At 38.3% G+C, this 22,719-nt stretch carries 23 protein-coding genes and 2 pseudogenes; 18 read left to right on the top strand and 7 right to left on the bottom strand.

Features of this window, described 5'->3' with window-relative positions; genetic code table 11:
- The first annotated feature begins 675 nt into the window (after positions 1–675).
- The 4 genes and pseudogenes from J690_RS10055 to J690_RS10045 all read left to right on the top strand — a co-directional run bounded on the left by J690_RS10055 (position 676) and on the right by J690_RS10045 (position 4,463).
- Positions 676–1,284, top strand: coding sequence for a paraquat-inducible protein A (locus J690_RS10055; protein WP_017480802.1), 609 nt, complete (start codon positions 676–678; stop codon positions 1,282–1,284).
- Positions 1,281–2,090: a paraquat-inducible protein A gene (locus J690_RS10050; protein WP_032035613.1), complete on the top strand. Its 810-nt coding sequence runs from the start codon at positions 1,281–1,283 to the stop codon at positions 2,088–2,090. The genes J690_RS10055 and J690_RS10050 overlap by 4 nt, the downstream gene beginning before the upstream one ends.
- A gap of 7 nt (positions 2,091–2,097) precedes the next feature.
- Positions 2,098–3,766, top strand: a pseudogene (locus J690_RS0104200) (PqiB family protein).
- Complete coding sequence (locus J690_RS10045) at positions 3,756–4,463, top strand: PqiC family protein (protein WP_032035610.1); 708 nt, start codon at positions 3,756–3,758, stop codon at positions 4,461–4,463. Before J690_RS0104200 ends, J690_RS10045 begins: the two are co-directional and overlap by 11 nt.
- Positions 4,464–4,548: 85 nt before the next feature.
- Here J690_RS10045 and J690_RS10040 read toward each other — a convergent pair whose 3' ends face one another.
- Positions 4,549–5,001 (bottom strand): Rrf2 family transcriptional regulator, encoded by a 453-nt coding sequence (locus J690_RS10040; RefSeq protein ID WP_032035607.1) that lies wholly within the window; start codon positions 4,999–5,001, stop codon positions 4,549–4,551.
- 105 nt (positions 5,002–5,106) lie between these two features.
- On the opposite strand from J690_RS10040, the pseudogene J690_RS0104195 reads away from it, so the two are divergent.
- Positions 5,107–6,013: pseudogene (locus tag J690_RS0104195) on the top strand (NAD(P)/FAD-dependent oxidoreductase).
- 117 nt (positions 6,014–6,130) lie between these two features.
- Here J690_RS0104195 and uraH read toward each other — a convergent pair.
- Positions 6,131–6,532 carry a hydroxyisourate hydrolase gene (gene uraH / locus J690_RS10035; RefSeq protein WP_000167347.1) on the bottom strand — a complete coding sequence of 134 codons (402 nt, stop codon included), beginning with the start codon at positions 6,530–6,532 and terminating at the stop codon, positions 6,131–6,133.
- 10 nt (positions 6,533–6,542) lie between these two features.
- A complete protein-coding gene (locus J690_RS10030) occupies positions 6,543–7,010 on the bottom strand; it encodes a GlcG/HbpS family heme-binding protein (RefSeq protein ID WP_081309271.1) in 468 nt (155 codons plus the stop codon).
- A gap of 125 nt (positions 7,011–7,135) precedes the next feature.
- On the opposite strand from J690_RS10030, the gene J690_RS10025 reads away from it, so the two are divergent.
- The 10 genes from J690_RS10025 (at position 7,136) to J690_RS09980 (ending at position 17,451) form a co-directional block, all read left to right on the top strand.
- Positions 7,136–7,807 (top strand): heavy metal response regulator transcription factor, encoded by a 672-nt coding sequence (locus J690_RS10025; RefSeq protein WP_005123675.1) that lies wholly within the window; start codon positions 7,136–7,138, stop codon positions 7,805–7,807.
- On the top strand, positions 7,804–9,207 hold the full coding sequence (locus J690_RS10020) for a heavy metal sensor histidine kinase (RefSeq protein ID WP_032035602.1): 1,404 nt from the start codon (positions 7,804–7,806) through the stop codon (positions 9,205–9,207). Before J690_RS10025 ends, J690_RS10020 begins: the two co-directional genes overlap by 4 nt.
- A gap of 96 nt (positions 9,208–9,303) precedes the next feature.
- A complete protein-coding gene (locus tag J690_RS10015; RefSeq protein WP_032035600.1) occupies positions 9,304–9,867 on the top strand; it encodes a lipocalin family protein in 564 nt (187 codons plus the stop codon).
- A gap of 119 nt (positions 9,868–9,986) precedes the next feature.
- Positions 9,987–10,958: an acyl-CoA desaturase gene (locus J690_RS10010; RefSeq protein ID WP_032035597.1), complete on the top strand. Its 972-nt coding sequence runs from the start codon at positions 9,987–9,989 to the stop codon at positions 10,956–10,958.
- Complete coding sequence (locus J690_RS24260; protein WP_032035595.1) at positions 10,955–12,217, top strand: NAD(P)/FAD-dependent oxidoreductase; 1,263 nt, start codon at positions 10,955–10,957, stop codon at positions 12,215–12,217. The genes J690_RS10010 and J690_RS24260 overlap by 4 nt, the downstream gene beginning before the upstream one ends.
- Before the next feature lie 21 nt (positions 12,218–12,238).
- Complete coding sequence (locus J690_RS10000) at positions 12,239–13,030, top strand: DUF1365 domain-containing protein (RefSeq protein WP_032035592.1); 792 nt, start codon at positions 12,239–12,241, stop codon at positions 13,028–13,030.
- Positions 13,027–14,226: an SAM-dependent methyltransferase gene (locus tag J690_RS09995; protein ID WP_032035590.1), complete on the top strand. Its 1,200-nt coding sequence runs from the start codon at positions 13,027–13,029 to the stop codon at positions 14,224–14,226. Before J690_RS10000 ends, J690_RS09995 begins: the two co-directional genes overlap by 4 nt.
- Positions 14,227–14,255: 29 nt before the next feature.
- Positions 14,256–15,035, top strand: a complete 780-nt coding sequence (locus J690_RS09990) for a DUF1295 domain-containing protein (protein WP_032035588.1) — start codon at positions 14,256–14,258, stop codon at positions 15,033–15,035.
- Positions 15,036–15,043: 8 nt separating this feature from the next.
- Positions 15,044–16,090, top strand: a complete 1,047-nt coding sequence (locus J690_RS09985) for an SAM-dependent methyltransferase (RefSeq protein WP_032035585.1) — start codon at positions 15,044–15,046, stop codon at positions 16,088–16,090.
- 32 nt (positions 16,091–16,122) lie between these two features.
- Positions 16,123–17,451, top strand: a complete 1,329-nt coding sequence (locus J690_RS09980) for a sensor histidine kinase (protein ID WP_032035582.1) — start codon at positions 16,123–16,125, stop codon at positions 17,449–17,451.
- Here the strand turns inward: J690_RS09980 and J690_RS09975 are convergent.
- From J690_RS09975 to J690_RS09960, 4 genes are all read right to left on the bottom strand, one after another.
- A complete protein-coding gene (locus J690_RS09975) occupies positions 17,448–18,143 on the bottom strand; it encodes a response regulator transcription factor (protein WP_032035579.1) in 696 nt (231 codons plus the stop codon). The genes J690_RS09980 and J690_RS09975 overlap by 4 nt on opposite strands.
- 17 nt (positions 18,144–18,160) lie before the next feature.
- A complete protein-coding gene (locus tag J690_RS09970; RefSeq protein WP_017398543.1) occupies positions 18,161–18,655 on the bottom strand; it encodes a chalcone isomerase family protein in 495 nt (164 codons plus the stop codon).
- Positions 18,622–19,194: a nuclear transport factor 2 family protein gene (locus tag J690_RS09965; protein ID WP_032035576.1), complete on the bottom strand. Its 573-nt coding sequence runs from the start codon at positions 19,192–19,194 to the stop codon at positions 18,622–18,624. Before J690_RS09965 ends, J690_RS09970 begins: the two co-directional genes overlap by 34 nt.
- Before the next feature lie 156 nt (positions 19,195–19,350).
- Positions 19,351–19,854 (bottom strand): GNAT family N-acetyltransferase, encoded by a 504-nt coding sequence (locus J690_RS09960; RefSeq protein ID WP_032035575.1) that lies wholly within the window; start codon positions 19,852–19,854, stop codon positions 19,351–19,353.
- 137 nt (positions 19,855–19,991) lie between these two features.
- Between J690_RS09960 and J690_RS09955 the strand changes: the two genes are divergently transcribed.
- From J690_RS09955 to J690_RS09945, 3 genes are all read left to right on the top strand, one after another.
- Complete coding sequence (locus J690_RS09955) at positions 19,992–20,681, top strand: aspartate/glutamate racemase family protein (protein WP_032035573.1); 690 nt, start codon at positions 19,992–19,994, stop codon at positions 20,679–20,681.
- A 58-nt stretch (positions 20,682–20,739) separates the two neighbouring features.
- Positions 20,740–21,159 (top strand): PH domain-containing protein, encoded by a 420-nt coding sequence (locus J690_RS09950; protein ID WP_032035571.1) that lies wholly within the window; start codon positions 20,740–20,742, stop codon positions 21,157–21,159.
- A gap of 171 nt (positions 21,160–21,330) precedes the next feature.
- The gene (locus tag J690_RS09945) at positions 21,331–22,704 is read left to right on the top strand and encodes a PQQ-dependent sugar dehydrogenase (RefSeq protein ID WP_032035568.1); all 1,374 of its coding nucleotides are present in this window, start codon (positions 21,331–21,333) and stop codon (positions 22,702–22,704) included.
- Positions 22,705–22,719 lie beyond the last annotated feature (15 nt).

The following is a 22,719-nucleotide window of genomic DNA, read 5'->3' as shown; positions in this document are numbered from 1 at the left end:
ATTGTTAGGCTGGTCTTAATTTTTATATAAATTAAAAAACAATCTACTTAAAATTAATTTTTTGATAATTATGTCGCATAAATTAATTTTTAATATATTTAAATTAATCTTTATAATGACATTTATTTTTAAAGAAAAATATAAGATTTGAAATTGCTGTTCTTAAATGGAATGTATATTTGAATATAGAAGTGATTAATATTTTTGTTTTATATCTTAATTAAAATTATCATATTAAAAAGAGAGGGTTAAGGATTTATAACCTTGAGAGTACTCTATGAGTGCTCATATTTTTAAGTAAATCTCTGTCCGCGTGTATAACCAACACGCTATTCTTTTGTACTGTTTTCCCAATGACTCACATGCCGTACTGTTCAGAAATGCTAAATTTCTGATGATTCTGTGCTGTCACATGCTGATCTCAGATATTTTGGTCATAAAACTGTACTATCTCAGCTTAAGCCTTTGACTTTTAGGTTCTATTTTAATTTGGCCACAGAATTTGTACAGATTATTCAGCAGTTTCAATAATATATTGAACAGTACACGGTAATTTTCATCTCAAAATTTATGATGACTTGGATAGTTTTTCGATTGATTTATATTTTAATTTACCTTAGTAATAAAAAGAGTTTTGTGTGACACAGTTAAAACTATAAATCTCAGAGTATAACTATGAAGCTTAAAGAATTAGCAGGTTGTGAGGAATGCGATACTGTCTATCGTAGAACCCCGCTTGCTTATGGAAAAAGAGCTTATTGCTTATGCTGCGGTGCTGAACTCTATCGGCACACCAAACCTTTTTCGACGCTGTTGGCTTTAATATTAACGGCATTAATCGTATTTATTATTGCCAATAGCTTTCCTATTGTAAAAATTGAATTGCAGGGCAACATCTCTGAAACCACCTTACTGGGTGCGGTCTGGGTAATGTTTCATTATGATCGGGCTTTCGTTGGCATTCTTATATTAATCACCACTTTTATTGTGCCGCTTTCCTATCTGTTATTACTTTCCTATGTGTTGGGCACAGTAAGTATATTGAAGAAAAGACCCACATTTTTGGTGATTGCCTTACGTACACTTTTTTTTATGAGAGTGTGGGGAATGGTTGAGGTGTTCTTAATCGGGATTTTAGTTACGCTTGTGAAGTTAATAGGAATGGTGTTGGTGATTCCCGAGATTGCGTTATGGGCATTTGCGATCTTGAGTGTATTGTTGGTTTATATTACTTCCATCAAGGTGAGTGATATATGGAACGAAATTGATAGGTCACTGCCATGAAAACGATAAAAAATGTGACCCAAACACAAAGCTCGCAGCAAGGGTCAGTGCTTAAGCAATACCCAAGAGCCAAAGATCTCTCATTAATTGTGTGTCATTGCTGTGGTGTTGTAAATTCTGCTCAAAATGAAAAGAGACGAATCAACCAAAGCTATCAGGTGTTACGTTGTACTCGTTGTAATAGCGTACTGCATTCACGTAAGCCCGCGAGTTTAAATCGAACTTTTGCCTTAGTGGTGGCTGCGACCATTCTCTATATCCCCGCCAATGTACTTCCAATGACGGTGACAGACTCACTGTTGGGTAGCCAGCAAGATACCATCATGAGTGGGGTCATTTACTTTTGGCAAAGTGGAGACTATCTGGTTTCAGCGGTCATTTTCATGGCCAGTATTTTTATTCCCATGCTAAAGCTACTGATTTTGTATTTTTTATTGGTGGCGGTATATCTTCAACAATCGTCAGCTTGGAAGTTTTTACCTGAGCAATGCGTTAAATTATATCGAGTTGTCGAATTTATCGGCCGTTGGTCAATGATTGACGTATTTGTGGTGGCACTCTTAACAGCACTCATTCAGATTCAATCGCTTGCTACGATTTTAGCAGGGCCGGGTTCGATCGCTTTTGGTGCGGTTGTAGTGTTAACCATGTTTGCATCTTTAAGTTTTGACCCACGACTTATTTGGGATAACTTCTACGCATCTCAAAATACAAATAAGCCTTCTTCTTTTGCCTCAAACAAAACAAAGATTATTCAGGCAGACCCCCCGCCGTTGAATAATGATTCCATTAATCCCAGTCAATAAAAGAACAATGAGTATGTCTGAAAATGAAATAACCCCTGGTAACTCAGATCGTCGTGATCCGGATGTTGAACTGGATAGCATGAATGATTTGCCAGAACCCCAAGAAAAGAAAAGTCGATGGAAGCCTCTTTTAATTTGGCTCATTCCACTGATTGCTCTTTTAATCGCGCTTTCATTAGCGATAAAAGCGCTCTTGTCTCACGGCCCGACCATTGACGTGTCTTTTAGAACGGCTGAGGGATTAGTCGCAGGTAAAACAACGGTCCGTTATAAACAGGTGGATATTGGTGTAGTACGGCAGATTGATCTTTCAGAAGACCGTTCACACGTGATTGCCAGAATTGATTTGCGCAAAGATGCCAGTAACTTTGCCGCAAAAGATTCACGCTTTTGGGTCGTGCGACCACGTATTGGGACGAGTGGGGTTTCAGGAATAGACACATTATTGTCAGGTTCATATATTGAAGTGGATGGTGGCAAGTCGGAAGAGAAAAAGCTTGAATTTACTGGCTTAGAAATACCGCCAGTGATTACTTCCGATGTGCCGGGCAAAGAATTTTTCTTAAATGCAGATGACTTGGGGTCTTTAGATGTCGGTTCCCCAATTTATTATCGTCGAATTAATGTGGGGCAAATTACAGCCTATAAATTGTCTAACGATGGTAAAACTGTAGAGCTGCAAACTTTTATCCGTGCACCATATGACAAGTTTGTCACCACCGATGCACGTTTTTGGCAGGCGAGTGGTATCGATGTGAGTTTGAATGCTTCAGGATTTAGTTTAGATACTCAATCGCTGGCAAGTATTGTCGCGGGCGGTATTGCTTTTGGAATCCCTGAAAGCTCTCGTGCTACTACAGCGGCAAATCATAGTCGCTTTAATCTGTGGGACTCGAAATCTGAGGCATTAAAAGACCCTGACGGGCAACCTCGCGGTGTGATTATGTACTTTGATCATTCATTACGTGGACTGTCTGTTGGCGCACCAATTGATTTCATGGGCATTGAAATTGGTAATGTTAAATCGATTAATGCAGAGTTTTATAACAACTATAAGCAGATTCGTATGCGTGTTGAGGCGGTCATCTATCCGTCACGCGTTGAGAATGGACAGGCACTCAATCCAAACAGCAATATTTTCAAAGATTTTGTTGAACATGGATGGCGTGCTCAAATGAGAACAGGCAACCTTCTCACGGGGTCAAAACTATATTCCCCTAGATAAGTTCCCTAAACCCAACCCAGCCACATTACAAATTTTGAGTGATGACCGTGTGGTGATTCCAACTACACCAACTGAACTGAGTGGCTTACAAGCACAAGTTTCTCAGATTGCTGACAAGTTAACCAAATTCCCGTTAGTTGAGATTGGGCAAGATGTACGTAAAACGCTCAACAATATGAACACAGCCATTGAGTCTACCGACAAACTGGTTAAACAGTTAGATGGAAAAGTTGCACCTGGTTTACAAGCAACCTTAGACGATGTTCGTAAAACTGTAAGATCGTCTGAGTCTATTTTGTCGAGCGATGCGCCGTTACAACAAGACGTACGTAAAGCATTGCAGCAAATGACACGTGCGGCTGCTTCATTACAGTTAATGGCAGACTATATTGAGCAACATCCTGAATCAATTATTCGTGGTAAAACACCAGAGACCGATGATGAAAAATAAAAACATTCTACCTTTTCAACATCCTAAAGCAGCCAACTGGCTGCTTGGGAGCGGCCTGTTTTTAACGGCTGTTGCCATGACGGCATGTTCGAGTTCGCCAACGCCAAATTATTATACAATGTCCCCTAAAATTACTGCGGCTATAAAATCAACTGTGCAGGTGATTGAGGTATTACCCGTCGGGATTCCAGACCGATTGGACCGAGCGCCTTTGGTGCTCCAAGATAGTAGTGGTAAGTCTACGGTGTTAAACAATGAACGCTGGACATCGACCATGGGTACGCAATTACGCGATACCTTGTCGGCGGGTTTACAGCAAAAATTAGGGGCAATTGACAGTTATAGCAGTGGGCTAGCTGGAAACAATCAGCCTTTATATCGAGTTTCTACAGACTTTTCTCATTTTGATATTGTAGATAAAAGCTATATTAATATTGCGGTGTCTTGGGTGGTGAAGCGTCAAATACCGCCCACTCAATTAGAGTCAAATAATGCAAAAGTCATCACGAATGCAGGATCTCAGCTCAATTGTCGAATTGCTTTTAGGCAACCGATTGATCAAAAAGCTAAAAAGATGGAAGGTATTGTGAATGCTTCAAGTGAAGCGATGACCCAAATTATTAATACGGTTTCTTCTTCAATTGTGGCGCTAGATTCAAACAAAAAATTGGTTATTAGCAATGGTGTTTGTTCGTAGTTAAGAATTTTGAAATCACTTCAAATTAAAGCTCCTTACATTTAAGGAGCTTTTTTTAGTTAAAAGCACGTGAGGAAAAAATTACTCAATGTGAGTGTTTTAAATCCCATCCTTTTTCAATACAGATTTGATCAAATGATCTTGCAAGATCGGCTAGGGTAGTGTCTTTTAAACGCTGAATTAAAATCGCCTGTGCAGCTTGAATACTTGAATCTAGAGCTGCATTGACAACTTGTTCTACAGCACATTCCGGATTTTTTCTTTCATTGCCCATTGCAAAAATTTTTGGTTCACCAACAGCATTATAAATATCAAGAAGCGTAATTTTTTCGATATCTCCTATTAAGTGCCAACCACCACCAGGTCCTTTTTCTGACTGTACGAAGTTAGCCTGTTTTAATCCAACCATGGTACGACGGATAACTACAGGATTAGTTGATAGCATTTTTGCAATTTCTTCAGAAGTAAAACTGCGATTTTGCCTCGCCATATGTAAAAGCACATGAAGTATTCGGGAAAGTTTATTGTCGGTACGCATAAGCACAAAAAACAGCGCGATTAATAGAATATATAAAATGTAACATGAAAAGTTGCAAATTAAAATAAAAAGCATTAATGTAACTTCATAAGTTACTTATTAAGGGTGGACAAAATGCTGTACGACGTTGCGATTATTGGCGGCAGTTATGCGGGTTTATCGGCAGCAATGCCGTTAGCCCGTGCACGTAGAAACATTGCGATAATTGATGCAGGGCAAAGAAGAAATCGTTTTGCTGAAAATTCTCATGGATTCCTTACACAAGATGGAACTCAAGCTAGTGAAATTATTGAAATTGCAAAAAAACAATTAGAAGCATATAGCACTGTTCACTGGCAAAATGGAGGAGTTAAAAAAAATCGCAAAAATAGATGAAGGCTTTTGTATTTGTATTGATGGGGTGTATTCCATTCAAACTAAAAAAATTATTATTGCGGCAGGAGTGACCGACCAGTTGCCCGAAATACCGGGTTTAGCTGAAAGATGGGGAAAAACAGTTTTTCACTGTCCATATTGTCATGGATATGAATTAGAACAAGGAAAAATCGGTATCTTGGCCACTTCAGAACACAGCTTACAATTGGCAATGATGCTACCTGATTGGGGCCCAACCACGCTTTTACTTAATGGAAATGATCAACTCATTCATACAGAATGGCATACTTCCTTACAAAAACGTGGAGTGATTGTAGAGCCATGTCTTATTCAGGAAATCAGAGGTGAGGCAGAGATTGTGTTTACCGATGGAAAGGTTATTGCTCTGGATGGACTGTTTATTCCAACACGTACATATATTACTCAACCTTGGCTGGCCGAGCTTGGATGTGAAGTCGAAGACACGCCGTTTGGACAAATAATCAAAACAAACGCGACAAAAGACACCACGGTAAAAGGGGTTTTTGCTTGCGGTGATATTGCACGTTTAGGTGGTTCGGTACCATTCGCAGTTGCAGATGGAATGATGGCAGGGGTAAGCGCTCACCGTTCGCTTATTCTTAATGGTTCATCGTAAATTAGGAAAACTGCATTCTACTAAGATCATTACGAATGTAGGGTCTCAGTTGAATTGTAGAAATTGCTTTTAACCAACCCCTTTATTTTTGCATAACAGATAAAGGGGTTTTTTATTTTAATTGCCGCGATAAGTTGAATAACCGTAAGGGCTAAGTAGTAACGGAATATGGTAGTGATTTACGCTTCCATCGACTTTAAAAATTACAGGTACTTCGGCAAAAAAAGTTTGTTGTTTGTTCTTTTTAAACCAGTCTTCAGTTTTAAAAGTAACTTTATAAACACCTTGCTCTAGTTTTTTATTTTCTGGATAGAGCGCAGTAATACGACCATTTGAATCGGTCACTTGCTGGTTGAGCTTAACCCATTGGTTATTGGTGTTTTTCTCTAAAACGACTTCAACCTGAGAAGAGGGTAAACCCGTTTCTAGATTTAACACGTGCACACTTAGCGGATTAGTTTGTGCAAATGTAGCCGAAGCAATAAATAACGAAGATAAAGCAATAAATGATTTAGTCATGGTGAACTCCTTATGAATGAAAAACGGTTTCAATGGCTTTGCTTGCGCATTGATTGTCATTTTGTGCACCGCCAGCACCTGCAACCCCAATGGCTCCGATCACTTGGTTCCCAAAACGAACAGGTACGCCACCGCCTAACAAAAGTAAATTTGCTACGGTAGTTAAATTTTTTGCATCGGGGTTCTGGTTACTGTTTTGGCTTAAAACTAAGGTCGATGTTTTGGTTGTTAACGCGGTATAGGCTTTTTTCTCGGCAGCCATTAAATTATGTGGACCTACCAGCTCATGCCGTTCGGCAGTTAAAGGATTACCGCCGTGATCTACAACAACAACCGCAATATTTTGGTTTAGTTTTTTACATGCCTCTTTCGCACTGTCGGCTAACAGGTGGGCAGTTTTGAAATCTAATGAATAAACTTGATTCAAAGCAGGGGGCTGTGCAAAAGTACTATTACCGAATAGCACGACTGTTAACATCAGCCAGTTCAATTTTTTCATAATGATTGCCTCTAAGTCGCTTTGAAAATCTTAAACAAATTGCTTAATTTCAAGCATGACAATCACATTACAAAGTTGTCATCTTTCAAATGAGTCTCTACAAAATGCGTATCCTTATTATTGAAGACGAGATCAAGATCGCCACTTATTTGGTCAAAGGATTAAAAGAGTCTGGATATCAAGCGGAGTGTGTTCACTTAGGGCTGCAAGGTTTGGAAATGCTAAAGAGAGATCAATATGACTTGCTTATTCTTGACGTCATGTTGCCGGACATAGACGGCTGGAGCGTATTACAGGTTCTACGCCAGTTTTCAAAAATTCCGGTGATTTTCTTAACGGCGAAAGATCAGGTGATGGATAGAGTGAAAGGGTTAGAGTTGGGTGCAGATGATTACTTGGCTAAGCCTTTTTCCTATATTGAACTATTGGCACGTATCAAAAGTCTGTTAAGACGACAGCAATATCTGCAAGAAAATGAGCTATCTATTAGCGATTTAAAAATGGATGTGGTCAGTCATAAAGTATGGCGTAGTGGCAACTTAATTGAGCTGAGTAAAACCGAATTTAATTTGTTGCGTTATCTATTGCTCAACAAAGAGCAAATCGTGACACGCAGACAAATTGGTTCCGAAGTTTGGAACATTAACTTTGACACTGATACTAACTTTATTGACGTTGCAGTACGCCGTTTACGAAGCAAAATTGATGAGGGATATGAGTTAAAACTCATTCATACCATACGTGGCTTGGGCTATAAAATTTCGGTTAGCTTATGAACTTTAAATTTCTACGTTCTCTTGAAGTCCGTATTACATTACTGGTCACGCTTTGTTCTGCCTTAATTTTATGTTCCGTCGGCTTTATGACCTATTTGGGTATTAACCAGATTTTATTGAAGCAGCAAGATAAAGCTTTAGCAGAGCGAATTAACCGTTTGGAAATTTTGTTGCAAGATAGCGAAAATGTAGAGCAAATCATTGCGCGTCCTAAGCTGTATCAAAACATGCTCGGCAACCAAGACAACTTGTTTCTGCTCATCCATAAAGATAAAACTTTAATTAATATCAATCCGCTCCACATTCAACTGCCTGAACTTGCACAGCGCAACAGTCTTCAATTTCAAGATTTAGTTAACAACTCATATCCAACACGCATTGCTTGGAAAACCATAAAAATTAATAACGAGCCTTATCTGCTCATTGCAGGTAAACAGTGGTCGGAACGCATCAATATTCTTTTACCTTTTCAAGAAAGTCTCTTGATGTATGTGGTCGGGGGCGTGTTTGCAATCTTTGTGCTTTGTATTTTAGCGTGTCATTTAGGTTTACGGTCGCTACAACAGCTTCGTAAGCAAACTCATTCTATTAACGTAAATCAGCTCCAGAAAAGATTAAATCTATCAAATTCATCTTTAGAAGTTGAGCTACTTTCTAAAGATATAAACCACATGCTTGAGCGTATTGAGAAAGGCTATACCCAGCTCAACCGTTTTTCTGAAGATATCGCTCATGAGTTCCGTACGCCTTTAAATAATTTGATTGGGCAAACCGAGATTGCTTTAACTGGCGAACGTTCGATTGAGCAATATGAAGATTTGCTGGTGTCTCATTTAGACGACTACCACAGATTAAAACGCATGATTGATAGTATGCTTTTCTTGGCAAGAGCCGATCAGAAAATGGTTCTTGTAAACAAACAGGAAATAAACGTCCAAGACGTTATAGATGGTCTATGCCAGATTTTTGAATATCAAGCTGAAGATCAAGACTGTCATTTTAGTTTTAATCTAGAAGCTCAAAAGTTATTTGCAGATCCTGAGCTATTTCAACGAGCCGTTTATAACCTTGTTTTAAATGCGCTGGTTCACGGTGGTAACAAGCGAACTATTTATATCGCAACAAAACATAAAATGATTGAACATAGGCAATGGGTAAGCCTAACTGTGGTAACGGGTGGTATTTCAATTGCTGAACATCAACTTGAGCATCTTTTTGAAAGATTCTACCAATGCCATTCAAATCGAAGTGATGAGAATCAAACAGGTGGATTAGGCTTATCGATTGTTGCTTCAATTATGGACTTACATCATGGCTTCTATCGAGTTTATAACACGGTTGAGGGTGTGTGCTTTGAGCTTGATTTTCCAGTTGCCGATGCTCTAAAGAAATACAATTAAATCCTTATTAATGTTGCTTAATTTTTAAAATTCACACTTTGTTCACAGCCCTCTGACGTATGTTTAAACGTATTAAATAAACAGAAGAGGGCAATCATGAAATTATTATTTAAATCACTTGTCATTAGCAGTAGCCTTGCAGCAGTGAGCTTAATGCTTCCTTTGAGCACCTTTGCAGACACTAATACTAAACCTGTCGCTGTTGATTCTATCGATATTAATAAATACGCAGGTAAGTGGTATGAAATTGCACATTTACCTATGTTTTTTCAGCGTAATTGTGTAGCCAATACAACTGCAAACTATTCTATTAACGCGGACAAAACCCTTGGTGTTTTAAATAGCTGTACGACAAAAAAAGGCGAAATGATCTCATCTGAAGGAGTTGCTTATCCGCAAAATGAAGGCAACAGTAAATTGAAGGTGAGCTTTTTACCTTCTGGCCTCCGATGGATTCCTTTTACAAAAGGCGATTACTGGGTTTTAAGAGTTGACCAAGATTATCAGGTTGCTTTAGTCGGTGGCCCAAGCCATAAATATTTATGGATTCTTTCTCGTAGCCCTCAACTTGATGAGGCGACATTTCAGTCTTATCTGCAAACTGCAAAAAGCTATGGCTACGACGTTTCTAAACTCGTTAAGACAACACAGTCTAAATAGTGAAATGTTAGTTGCGTAGATGCTTATATTTATCTCGTAACCGAGTGAACTTCACATAAAATTCATTGCGCATTTTCTAAATTAGAACCAAAAGAAATGCTTTAGATCAGGAAGAATCAATGTCTAAATTTTTTCTGCGCTGGATCGATAGCTGGTCAGATTCAGAAAATGCGCAAGTGGGTGCTTCTAGCGAATATGTCATTGAAAAGAACATTCAATGGTTAAGAATTATTCCTTTTATTTTATTACATATCGCTTGTTTAGCAGTGTTTTGGGTGGGCGTATCTTGGTTCGCGGTTGTTTTCATGCTGGGTTTTTATTTTCTTCGCATGTTTGCAATTACCGCTTTTTTTCACCGTTATCTTTCGCATAAAACTTTTCAGACATCACGTATTGTTCAATTCATTTTTGTACTGATCGGGACCATGAGTGCGCAGCGCGGACCGTTATGGTGGGCAGCACATCACCGTTATCACCATCACTTTACCGACACCGACCAGGATCCACATTCAGCGAAAGCAGGCTTTTGGTATTCGCATGTAGGCTGGTTTTTAAATGAGCAAAATTTTGCTACTCGAAAAAAAGTCATTAAAGATTGGTTGAAATATCCAGAGCTGATTTGGCTAGACCGATTTAGTTTGCCTATTGTGATTTTGACGGCCTTAGCAATTTATGGATTAGGTTCATGGCTTGCGCAACATTTTCCTGACTTGGGTACCAATGGCTTACAGCTTTTGGTGTGGGGATTTGTGATTTCCACTGTTCTATTAACGCATGCAACCTTGTGTATTAATTCACTCGCTCATCGTTATGGCTCACGTGAGTTTAATACCCCAGATGATAGTCGTAATAATTTTCTACTTTCTTTAATTACCTTGGGTGAAGGATGGCACAACAACCATCACTTTTACGCAGGCAGTGTGCGTCAAGGCTTTTATTGGTGGCAGATTGATATCACTTTTTATGTGCTCAAACTGATGTCTCTATTTGGTTTGGTGTGGGGGTTAAAGCCAGTACCAGAGAAGGTTTATCAATATAAAAAGATTAAAAACCTATCGATAGAAAAAATTGAAAACGGTGAAGTGTTATGAAAATTGCCATTATTGGTTCAGGTATATCTGGACTTTACGCAGCTTGGAGATTGTCGGAACAACATCACGTCACTGTGTATGAAAAAAATAATTATTTTGGCGGTCATACTGACACTCACGAGCTAGAGATAGAAGGCACTAAAGTCGCGGTAGATAGTGGTTTTATTGTGTTTAACGACTATAACTATCCGTTATTTACTGACATGCTTAAAAAATTAGACGTAGAAACTCAAAGCAGCGATATGAGTTTTTCGGTGAATAATCTGGTGAGTGGACTTCAATATAACCCTTCAAAAAAATGGTCGCTCTTTGCCCGTCCGCAGAACTTTTTAAACCGAAAATTTCTGCAAATGCTCTCAGATTTGCTGCGTTTTTATGATGACAATAAAGATATAGATGTGGCGGATATCGATCCTAATTTATCGATTGAAGAGTATTTGGACCTTCACAAATATAGTCATGAGTTTCGTTATGAACATCTTTATCCGATGTGCGGTGCCTTATGGTCGGCACCCGTTGAGCAGGTAGGCCAAATTCCATATCGATTTGCCGTGAGCTTTTTTCAGCATCACCGCATGTTGCAGTTAAAAGACCGCCCACAATGGCAAACAGTTAAACATGGTTCGGCAAGCTATATTCGTGCTATTCAAAAAAAATGCCGATCCATTGAGTGGAAATTTGCAGAAGTAAAAGCTGTGAGTCGTTCACCAGAAACAGTTTTGATCGAAACCGTTGAAGGGCAAGCCCAATATGACTGGGTGATTTTTGCAAGCCACGCTGACGATAGCCTAAGTTTAATTAAAGATGCGTCAGAGCTTGAACAAGAAATATTAAGTCAATTTGGTTATCAAGATAATCGAATGGTCGTCCATCGTGATCTTTCAATTATGCCTAAAAGCCGTTTGCAGTGGGCAAGCTGGCATGTGCATGTAACGCCAACATCTCAAGTTCAAAACGATGAGTCCGACATACATTATGGTTTTACCTACTGGATGAATAATTTGCAGAATTTATCCTGCGCTACTCAAATTTTTTCTACTTTAAATCCGAATATGAAAATCAAATCCGAAGCCATCTTGGTTGAGCGGCAATATCGACATCCCGTATTTGATGCAAAAGCGATTAAAGCTCAATCTCTTTGGCACGAAATTAATGGGCAAAATCGTACTTCATTTTGTGGAGCATATTGGGGCTGGGGCTTTCATGAAGACGGCGCCCGCAGTGCAGCACGTGTTGTTGAGCAACTCTTAGCGTTATAAGAATAAATAAGGAGCTTTCAAATGTTATTAAATAAACTTGCTATCGCTCCTGCGCTTATTAGTCATCGGCGTTATAGCCCTAAACCGCATGAGTTTACATCGACCTTAAATTATTTATGGTTCGATCCAGATCAATTAGTTGATATTACAAACGATTGTTCACTCTGGTCGATGGATCACTGGAATGTATTAAAACTATCTAAAAATGATTTTTTAAACATGTATCACGGTTCTATAAGAGACAGAGTAGAGAAAGCGATACTGCAAAATAATCACTTACATCTTCGGCCAGACTGGCAAATTCGTGTCTTGGCTTTGCCTCGTTGTTTAGGCTTTCGGTTTAATTCGGTCGTATTTTATTTTGTTTTAAATAAAGTCGGAAAACCGTTATTTATTCTTAGTGAAATTACCAATACCCCGTGGAATGAACGAAAAGTCTATACACATGAATGTATAAAACAACAAAGTCAGGTAGGTGATTATCAAAGTTTCGATTTTAACTTTGAAAAATCATTTCATGTTTCGCCGTTCATGCCCATGCAGTTGACTTACCGTTGGCGATTTAGTTTTTCAGATCAGCAGAATGTCATTCATATGCAGCTTTTTGAAGAGCAAAAACAAGTCTTTGATGCCACTATGCGTTTTGAGCTTGTGCCCATCACATTTCCTTCACAGCAATATCGATATGCTCTTATAAACAGCCTAGCGCCTTTTAAAATGTTGTTTTCAATATATTTAGAGGCATTTAAGTTATGGCGAAAGAAAGTTCCATTTTATCGTCATCCTAAAAAGATCAAGGTAGATAAGACATGATAAAAACATTTCTTTATGGTGAAGATGACTCACTGCCGTTATTGCTCAAGAGTCTTCTCAAACTACGTCATGGACAGATCACTTTTCAGGGCGCATGGAATGGAACGGTCGGTGAAGTTTCAGACTTACATGCTGTGATTGAAGTTCACAATCCTTTATTGATGGATCTTATTTTAAAAAATGGTGTTTTGGGAGCAGCAGAAGGCTACATTCGTGGTGACTGGAGCAGCGAGCACCTTGTCGAGTTGATTCAGATCTTGGCACGTAACCGAGCTGTATTGGACCAAATCAACCAGAATGTTATTGCTCAAGCGAGCCAGTTTTTTCTTAAAGCTTGGTATCAAAATCGAAAGAATTCTATAAGTGGTAGCCGTAAAAATATTGCCGAGCACTACGACTTAAGCAACGACTTTTTTAAATTATTTTTAGATCCGTCTTTAATGTATTCGAGCGCCGTTTTTGAAAATGAAAGCATGACCCTCGAAGAAGCATCTGATTTAAAAAAAGAGATCATTTGTAAAAAGTTAGATTTAAAACCACTAGATCATTTGGTTGAAATTGGAAGTGGGTGGGGTGGTTTTGCAATTTATGCAGCTCAACATTATGGCTGTAGAGTAACCACCATTACCATTTCACAAGCTCAATATGATGAAGCCGTTACTCGTGTAAATGAAGCTGGCTTGGCGCATCGAATTGATGTGCAACTTAAAGACTACCGTTTGCTCGAAGGCAAGTTCGATAAGCTGGTTTCAATTGAAATGGTTGAAGCGGTTGGTGCGGAATATTTATCGACATACTTTGATCAATGTAAAGCACTTTTAAAACCAAAAGGTTTGGCATTTATTCAAGCCATTACCATTGAAGATTTCCGGTATAAAAAAGCATTAAATACAGTTGATTATATTAAGCGCTATATTTTCCCGGGTAGCTTCATTCCTAGTGTAAGTGTATTGACACAAACTGCTTCTGAAAGTGGTTTAAGGTTAAAACATTTAAATGATATTGGTTTAAGTTATGCGCACACACTTCATCACTGGCGAGTGCGGTTTTTAGCAGCGCGGGAACAAGTATTGGCTCTAGGTTTTGATGAAAACTTCATTCGCATGTGGGATTTTTATTTATGTTATTGCGAAGGTGGTTTTAAAGAAGGCGTGATAAGCAATGTTCACTTGTTGTTTGAAAGTACCAGTTACTAACTCAAACAGCTCAAGTAAGGAGACTGCTCATGTTTTGGAATTTACTGATTCTAGATTTAATGATCATGTTGCTGAGCTGGTTACTTGCCACTCTAAATGGCCGAGCTGGAATTGTAGATGCTGCATGGAGTTTCTGTCTGGCAGTAAACATTATCGTGTCTTCTTTACTCATTTCAGTTGCCCCAGTTGAAGTGCGTCTTTTTATCGGTATTTTTAGCGGCTTATGGTTTTTAAGATTATTTTGGCATCTGTTAAGACGTTATCAATCTGAACAAAAAGAAGATGGACGTTACGCGAGCATGCGTAAAGCGATGGGTAAGTTTCAGCATATTGGCTTTTTATTCTTTTTTATCTTTCAAACACTTTTAGTGCTTTTGTTCTTTTTACCGATGTGGACGCTACTCAATGTAGAGGCAACTGAATGGAATAGTGGATATAAAGTCGCTTTAGTAATTGCAGCTGTCATCATAGCAATTGCTTTCATTGGAGAGCAGCTCGCTGATCAGCAGTTATACCGATTTAAATTAAATCCAGATCATCATGGCAAAACGATGGATCAGGGTTTATGGCGTTATTCACGTCACCCCAATTATTTTTTTGAATGGTTACACTGGTTTGCCTATCCAATTATTAGTTTAGCGGCAGGCCAATATTTATTATGGATTTATCCGTTACTGATGTGGCTATTTTTATATTACGTCACGGGTATTCCATTTAGTGAAAAACAAGCAATTAAAAGTCGCGGTCAAAATTATCTTGATTATCAACAAAAAACGTCAATGTTTATTCCGCGAAAACCCAAAAAATAGGTGCGCATATGGATTTTATTGTTCATCAGTCTTTGAAAATTGTTGAAAGTGGTGTGATTCCAGATCATGCAATTCGAGCTGCAATTCGTGCTTTAAGTAAAAAGCGCTTAATCCAAGAAGGCCGTTGTGACCCTGAACAAGGGGCGCATCGCTACATGGATGTGCTTAATATGCTGAAGAAGAGCGAAATCGCGGTTGAAACGGATAAGGCAAACGAGCAGCACTATGAATTGCCGACCGAGTTTTTTCAGGCGGTGCTTGGAAAAAGACTTAAATATAGTGCGTGCTATTTCCCGACTAAAACCACAACTTTAGATCAGGCAGAAGAGCTGGCTCTTCAGCTTTATTGTGAAAGAGCACAGCTTAAAAACGGTCAACACATTTTAGAGTTAGGCTGTGGTTGGGGTTCTTTAACTTTGTGGATGGCAGAAAACTATCCACGCTCACAGATTACGGCTGTTTCAAATTCTGCTACTCAGAAAAAGCATATTCTTCGGCAAGCAGAGTTGAGGGGGTTAACCAATGTTGAAGTGCTTACCTGTGATGTGAATGTACTTGAATTAGACCAAGACACGTTTGATCGTGTTGTATCGGTTGAAATGTTTGAACACGTCCGTAATTACCAACGTCTTTTTGAAAAAATTCAGGGCTGGTTAAAGGCAGACGGCTTACTTTGGTGCCATATTTTTTGCCATCGCTTTTTACATTATCCTTTTGAAGTAAAATCAGATTATGATTGGATGTCCAAGTATTTTTTTACTGGCGGTTTAATGCCTTCGACTTCGACTTTTTTGCATTTTCAAGAGCATTTAGAGTTGGCTCAACAGTGGCAGTGGTCGGGTGAGCACTATATGAGAACGGCAAATGCTTGGCTTGATAACATGGATAATCAAGAAGTCGAACTGAAGCCCCTGTTTAAAAAAATCTATGGAAAAGATGCCAATATTTGGTGGCAACGCTGGCGTATTTTCTTCATGGCTTGTGCTGAGTTATTTGGTTTTGAGCAAGGTCAAGAATGGGTCATTGGTCACTTTTTATTTAAAAAGCGATCATAGTAATTTCTATAGCCTATCCCGGCGATAAAGATATGATAAAAACTCGACATGATGGCAAAGCGAGTCATCCATTAGCCCAAATGTTCAATCGATATTACTGGTTGCAGATTGGTCTGATTGCATTATCGATCGTGGTCGGGTTGGCTTGTAGTGCTTGGGTGATTAAGGGCTCTTTACTTAAAACCGCTTTAGAACAGGAAATGGAGCATTACTGGTTACGCATAGAACGTAATCCAAATGCTGATTTACCAGATACTAAAAATTTATATGGATATCGGTGGAATACACAGGTCGCGCCTCAACCTTTTCGGGGCATGCATTTAGAAAGTGGCGTGCACCGAGTATTTGTTGATGGTAAAGAACGAATGACGGTCTATGGTGAGCGTAATGGTCAGCATGTTCTGTTGGTATTTGGCGAAAGCAATGTTAATAAGCTGATCTGGTTATTTGGTCTTGCTCCACTCATGTTCAGCTTATCTGTTTTATATAGCTTTTTGTGGTGGTCAAACCGAAGAGCAAGACGCTATTTTTCCCCAATTACGCGTTTAGCGAATGCTTTAGAAAATATTGATTGGGCACATCAAGATACTCAGGCATCTCCTTTTAGAAATATTAATACTAATGGCAATATGGAAGCTGAATATCTCAAACAAGCTTTAGAAAAATATCATCAGGTTTTAAGTGATTTTATTCGACGCGAAAGAGAATTTACTGGAGATGTGAGTCATGAGTTACGCACTCCACTCACCATTTTGAAAGGTAATGTGCAACTGTGTCAGGCGAAATATGGAGACGATAAATCCCTAGTCCGTCTTCACAATACAATTGAAGATATGCAGTTGCTCGTTGATACCTTACTTGCGATTGCACGTAATACGGTACAGAGCTTGCCATCTGAGAAAAATTTATTATCCAAAACAGTAAAGGATTTAGTTGAAAGTTTAGAAGTGATGAGTGTGAGTAAAGGAATACATATTAGTATTCATCCAGACTCAGCTGAACAGCCACGCTGGTTATATCCTTCTATGACTCAAATGGTTTTAGGTAATATTTTACGTAATGCGCTTAATTATTCTCAAGGTTCACAAATCGACATCATTCAACAAAAAAACAGCCTGATTATTGCAGATAATGGAATTGGAATTTCTTTACCTAACGATGTAAAGGTGCAAGAGCTCAGCGACACACAACTTTCCTTAAAGGCTAAAGGTCATGGCATTGGTTTGCAATTGGTACAAAAGCTTTGCAAGCAATTAGGATGGCGAGTGGAGCTGTTTGATCGGCAGTACTATTTAACCACTCATCCTGAACTCGATTTGGAGCCAACCACAGGCTTAATTGTCGTGGTCTATTTAAGTTAAGTCGCAGAATCTTCCAAAGCAATTTTTAACCCGACCCCTGCCACTGTATGTAATAGTTTAGGATCAAAAGGTTTATCAACCATTTTTCTTAAGTTATAAATGTGACTGCGCAATGCATCGCTTTCAGGTTCTTCATCTCCCCATAATTCCATCATCAGTTCTTGCTTAGTCACTACTTTTGGAGACTGGCGCATCAAAATTTTTAATAATTTAAATTGAATAGGGGGTAACTCGATATTATTTCCGGCACGAACCACGGTTTGAGTTGCACTATCAAGAATTAAGTCGTGAATTTGAATTTTATGGTAAGTAACTTCGCCAGCTGCTCTTTTTATTAATGCACGAATCCGCATTACTAGTTCATTAAAATCAAAAGGTTTTACCAAATAATCATCTGTTCCAGCAGTAAAACCTTTAAGTTTGTCATCTAAAGTATCTCTTGCTGTGAGCATAAGAACGGGAATATCAACGCCTTGTTCGGTACGTAGCCAGTTGCATAGGTCATAGCCAGAGCCATCGGGCAAATTTATATCGAGCAACAAAAGATGATAATGCTGCGATTTGAGAAAAGTCCGTGCAGCATCTAAATTACGTGCATGATCGACAACATAACCATGCACTTCAAGAAATTCGCAGACTGTTGCTGCAAGTTCAAAATGGTCCTCAACCATGAGGATAAAGTGATTACCCATGAGATTTTATTAAGCCATTAATTTAATAATTGTTGTTTTAATTTAGCATTAAACGGTTCACTACCAAACCAGATTTTAAAATATTGATTTGCATTCGGATTGTTCAAAGAACCGAGTAGCTTCTGGTTTAATTTTAGTTCTAGTTTTTGATTTTCATGTTGATAATAGAGACTATAAAGATCTCCACTCTTAATTGGCCTATATAGTTCATTAATATGATTAAGCGGAGATTTCGCATCAAAGCCGCTAACATTTTTCTTCAAAAAGTGGGTGGCTGCGCGTTTAAATGCCCACTCGGGAATATCGCGGTTATAGCTAAAGTCCATTTTGATGCTTTGGCTTTGCCAATTTTTTAGGCAATCTTCAGCAAAATAACTGACATTTCCAACCTTCTTGCTCGTCACCATTAAAGGCGCTGAACTGCATTTTTTTAGTTCAGCCGCATTTGCCTGAGATACGATTAAGATTCCTAGAAATATCAAGATTCGACTTTTTTGAACGGCAATATCCATTTATATACTCCTCCAAATATTGGTAAAGAACGGTAGAGGCCATTCGCTGGATCCCAATAATCTTGCTGGAAAATAATTTTTTGTTGTTCATTAATCTTAATCTGACTAATTCCATAAGAAGCCATGGTTTTTGAACGACCTAGCATTTTAAAGTCATAGGACATGTACCAATGGATGTAAGCTGTATCTTGGTGATGAGTTGCACTAATGAGTTTTACAGTGACATTACTCACTCGGTCATTCATGCCTTCAAAATGCTGAATCAGATCTTTCTTTTGAGAGAACTGTGAGAGTGTATCGTTGATATAGAGCTGATCAGCGTAAAGATTGCTGGCATTATTTACAAATGAAGGGGTGCCGAGCGTATTAAATGCAGCGACAAAACGATTGCCGATTTCTAGCGCCTGTTGGTCATCTAATTCTATACCAGTAATTTTTTGTTCAGCTTTGCCATAGTCACCTGAGTAGCTAGGCACACTTTTACACGCCGTTAAACCTACCAAAGTAATCAACCCTAGGGCTGTAGTTATAATTTTCATGTCGATATCCAAGCCAACTTTATAAGATTAAATTAAAGAGCTGGTCGTGAATTTTGCGTGAATTCTTATGTTTTATGATTTGGCTTTAACACTGGTTTTCTTGAAGCCAATAGATATTCACTCACTTAAAGTTTTTAAGGTAATACGTTATTTTTATCAAAGAAATGACAAGTCTTTTTTGAAAAAGATAACATCCATATTCATGTAACTAGATGAATTTGTTTTTTCAAAACCCAGCTTATTTAATAGATTGTGGGCAGGTAAATTATTTTTTTCTGAAAAAGCGATCACATGCTTAAAGTTTCGATTTTGCATGTCTTCTAGTAATTTAAGTGAAGCTTCAACAACATAGCCTTTATTTCGTTCACTTTTAATGAGTCTAAAACCTAGTTCAGCTTCTGTCTTGCTATCAACCTCACAAGTTTCAAAACCACAATAACCAATAATTTTATGGGTATCTTTTAAAACGATAGCCATTTTGCCAAAATTATAATTTTTATAGTGCTCCAAAATTTCTAAAAATCGTCTCTTGGCGGCTTCAGTCGATAAGGCACCATGAGGTGAAAAGGCCATAAAATCTTTATCTTGAAACATCTCCAACATAATAGGTAAGTTTTCTTCAAGGAATGGCCGTAAAATTAAACGTTCTGTTTCTAACATAGAGTTCTTACTAAGTAGTTTAAAAAAATATAGCTTATAAGATAAATAATAATTTAATAAAGAAAGCAATTTTATTCTAGCTGCGCTTTACTCATAAGAGATATAGATAAGTTTTGAATAAATAGAAAGGTTCAATAATGAAAACAATCGGCTTATTAGGCGGAATGAGTTGGGAATCTACAGCGCTTTATTATCAACAAATCAATAAAATGGTTCATCGTAAATTAGGAAAATTGCACTCTGCTAAGGTCATTATTAATAGTGTTGATTTTGAAGAAATAGCAGCCTTGCAAGCGAAGGGTTTATGGCAAGAAGCTGGCGCATATTTAGCTGAGCAAGCGCTAAATTTAGAAAAAGCAGGGGCAGATTGTATTTTGGTGTGCACTAACACCATGCATAAAATTGCTGCACAGATTGAAGATTCAATTTCGATTCCTTTCTTACACATTGCTGATGCAACCGCAAAAGAAATTTTGGGTCAAAATATTGGTAAAGTTGCACTGTTAGGAACAGTTTTTACAATGGAGCAAGATTTCTATAAATCCCGATTGAGGGATTATGGAATTGATATTGTTATTCCAAATGAAGCCGACCGAAAGACAGTTCATCGCATTATTTATGAAGAACTTTGTTTAGGCGTGATTAACCCCGATTCTCAGCAAAAGTATATCGCTATTGTAGAAAGACTTATAGCTGAAGGTGCACAAGGCATTATCTTGGGTTGTACTGAAATTTGTATGTTAATTGGTGAGCTTAAATTCTCGGTTCCTTTATTTGATACTACGACCATTCACGCCAAAGAGGCGGTGAGTTTTGCTTTAACTTAAGAAGATAAATTAGAAACAATAAATTGTTAGGAATTAATTTTAAAGATGGAGGATAACTTTGAAATTTAGATCAAAAATTGATTGGTGGCTTTTATTAATATTTGTTGTGATCACTGCCAATATCGTTATGAAAATTTATGAAGCAAATTATCATTATTCTTTAGCTTCAAATTTTCAGCACCTCTTCATTTATAGTTTAGTCATTTTGGTTATTTGGCTTCCGGTCTTTAACACGTATTACGTAGTAGAAAACAACACATTAATCATTAAGAGCTTGGTATTTCGATGGAAAATTAATATCAATGATATTACTCAAATAGAACCTACCCATAATCCACTTTCTTCTCCAGCATTATCGCTAGATCGACTTAAAATTTATTATATGAAAGATGGAAGAATGGCTACAGTAATGATCTCGCCCAAAGATAAAGAGAGCTTTTTAAATACTTTAAACAATAGTTCTGGGACCAAGTTTTAATTGATAGTTAATGAAGAAAGTAAATTAAGTGCCTAATAAACACCCAGTTATGTATTAAAATTTTAAAAATATAGACTGTAATGCTCAGTACAGTTAAATAAATCAACTATAAGTCTCTCTTCTAAAGCATTAACCTGTATTTATTGCGAATAAATAAAATGGAGATAAAAGATGCTTAACGATTTTTTGAAGCCAACTTTAGGCATTACGGTTGTATGTGTACTTGCAGGATGTGCATCATCATCTCAATATCCGATTGCCGAGAGTTATGGCCCAGAACCAAAACTTCCTGAGCCTAAATCGAGCTTATTACCGACCGTTAATATAGCCCCAGCAGAGGGCTGGCCAAATGGCGCTATGCCAACTCCAGCAGAAGGTTTAAAGGTCAAAGCCTTCGCCAAAGGACTTGAGCACCCGCGTTGGCTTTATGTATTACCAAATGGCGATGTATTGGTTGCTGAAACAGATGCTCCGCCTAAACCGGAAGACAGCAAAGGTATTAAAGGTAAAATCATGACTTTTGTGATGAGGCGTGCAGGCTCATCTCATCCGAGTGCAAACCGTATTATTTTACTTCGTGATACCAATGGAGACGGCGTCGCTGACCAGAAAACGGTATTCCTTAAAAACTTAAATTCTCCATTTGGTATAGCATTGGTAAGTAATAACTTATATATCGCCAATACGGATGCACTGGTGCGTTTTCCTTACCAAGAAGGGGAAACTCAAATTACAGCCAGTGGAACCAAAGTATTGGACTTACCGGGTGGTGCTTTAAACCACCACTGGACCAAAAATGTAATTGCTAATCGCGAAGGTACAAAGCTCTACATTACTGTCGGTTCTAACAGTAATGTTGCTGAAAATGGTTTAGATCAAGAAAAAGGTCGCGCACAAATTACAGAGTTTGATATTGCAAGTGGTCAATCTCGCCCATTTGCAACAGGCCTACGTAATCCAAATGGTATGGCTTGGCAACCTCAAAGCGGTAAACTTTGGACGGTGGTTAATGAGCGCGATGAAATCGGTAGTGACCTAGTACCCGATTATATGACTTCGGTTCAAGACGGTGCTTTTTATGGTTGGCCTTATAGCTACTATGGTCAACATGTAGATGTGCGAGTAAAACCGCAAAATCCTGAAATGGTTGCTCGTGCAATTAAACCCGACTATGCACTAGGCAACCATACGGCTTCTTTAGGCCTTGCATTTTATGCAGCCGAACTGATGCCACAATTTAGAGGTGGGGCATTGATCGGTCAGCATGGTTCTTGGAACCGTAAACCACATAGTGGATATAAAGTCATTTTTGTGCCATTTAGAAGTGGTCAGCCCTCTGGTCCACCGCAAGATATTTTGACAGGGTTTTTAAGTGAAAAAGGCAAAGCGTATGGGCGTCCTGTTGGGGTAGCAATTGATTTTTCGGGTGCAGTATTAGTCGCAGATGATGTTGGTAATGCGATTTGGCGTGTCTCACCAGTTGCGGAAACAACTTATGAGAGTCCAACCCAGCAATCCATTCGTAGTTCAGTGACTCAACCTTAAAAAGGTTGGACAAAA

It is taken from the genome of Acinetobacter sp. 742879 (assembly GCF_000588535.1).
GTDB classification, from domain to species: Bacteria; Pseudomonadota; Gammaproteobacteria; order Pseudomonadales; family Moraxellaceae; genus Acinetobacter; species Acinetobacter pittii.
The sequence above is the reverse complement of the archived record's forward strand: the minus strand, read 5'-3'. Positions and strand labels throughout refer to the sequence as shown.

Coding starts and splice junctions, on each gene's coding strand:
- J690_RS24260 (WP_032035595.1), top strand. CDS start 10,955: ATGAAAATTGCCATTATTGGTTCAGGTATATCTGGACTTTACGCAGCT.
- J690_RS09945 (WP_032035568.1), top strand. CDS start 21,331: ATGCTTAACGATTTTTTGAAGCCAACTTTAGGCATTACGGTTGTATGT.
- J690_RS10040 (WP_032035607.1), bottom strand. CDS start 5,001: ATGCGTACCGACAATAAACTTTCCCGAATACTTCATGTGCTTTTACAT.
- J690_RS09975 (WP_032035579.1), bottom strand. CDS start 18,143: ATGGGTAATCACTTTATCCTCATGGTTGAGGACCATTTTGAACTTGCA.
- uraH (WP_000167347.1), bottom strand. CDS start 6,532: ATGACTAAATCATTTATTGCTTTATCTTCGTTATTTATTGCTTCGGCT.
- J690_RS10030 (WP_081309271.1), bottom strand. CDS start 7,010: ATGTTAACAGTCGTGCTATTCGGTAATAGTACTTTTGCACAGCCCCCT.
- J690_RS09995 (WP_032035590.1), top strand. CDS start 13,027: ATGATAAAAACATTTCTTTATGGTGAAGATGACTCACTGCCGTTATTG.
- J690_RS10010 (WP_032035597.1), top strand. CDS start 9,987: ATGTCTAAATTTTTTCTGCGCTGGATCGATAGCTGGTCAGATTCAGAA.
- J690_RS10025 (WP_005123675.1), top strand. CDS start 7,136: ATGCGTATCCTTATTATTGAAGACGAGATCAAGATCGCCACTTATTTG.
- J690_RS10015 (WP_032035600.1), top strand. CDS start 9,304: ATGAAATTATTATTTAAATCACTTGTCATTAGCAGTAGCCTTGCAGCA.
- J690_RS09960 (WP_032035575.1), bottom strand. CDS start 19,854: ATGTTAGAAACAGAACGTTTAATTTTACGGCCATTCCTTGAAGAAAAC.
- J690_RS10045 (WP_032035610.1), top strand. CDS start 3,756: ATGAAAAATAAAAACATTCTACCTTTTCAACATCCTAAAGCAGCCAAC.
- J690_RS10020 (WP_032035602.1), top strand. CDS start 7,804: ATGAACTTTAAATTTCTACGTTCTCTTGAAGTCCGTATTACATTACTG.
- J690_RS10000 (WP_032035592.1), top strand. CDS start 12,239: ATGTTATTAAATAAACTTGCTATCGCTCCTGCGCTTATTAGTCATCGG.
- J690_RS09970 (WP_017398543.1), bottom strand. CDS start 18,655: ATGGATATTGCCGTTCAAAAAAGTCGAATCTTGATATTTCTAGGAATC.
- J690_RS09985 (WP_032035585.1), top strand. CDS start 15,044: ATGGATTTTATTGTTCATCAGTCTTTGAAAATTGTTGAAAGTGGTGTG.
- J690_RS10050 (WP_032035613.1), top strand. CDS start 1,281: ATGAAAACGATAAAAAATGTGACCCAAACACAAAGCTCGCAGCAAGGG.
- J690_RS09980 (WP_032035582.1), top strand. CDS start 16,123: ATGATAAAAACTCGACATGATGGCAAAGCGAGTCATCCATTAGCCCAA.
- J690_RS09990 (WP_032035588.1), top strand. CDS start 14,256: ATGTTTTGGAATTTACTGATTCTAGATTTAATGATCATGTTGCTGAGC.
- J690_RS09965 (WP_032035576.1), bottom strand. CDS start 19,194: ATGAAAATTATAACTACAGCCCTAGGGTTGATTACTTTGGTAGGTTTA.
- J690_RS09955 (WP_032035573.1), top strand. CDS start 19,992: ATGAAAACAATCGGCTTATTAGGCGGAATGAGTTGGGAATCTACAGCG.
- J690_RS10055 (WP_017480802.1), top strand. CDS start 676: ATGAAGCTTAAAGAATTAGCAGGTTGTGAGGAATGCGATACTGTCTAT.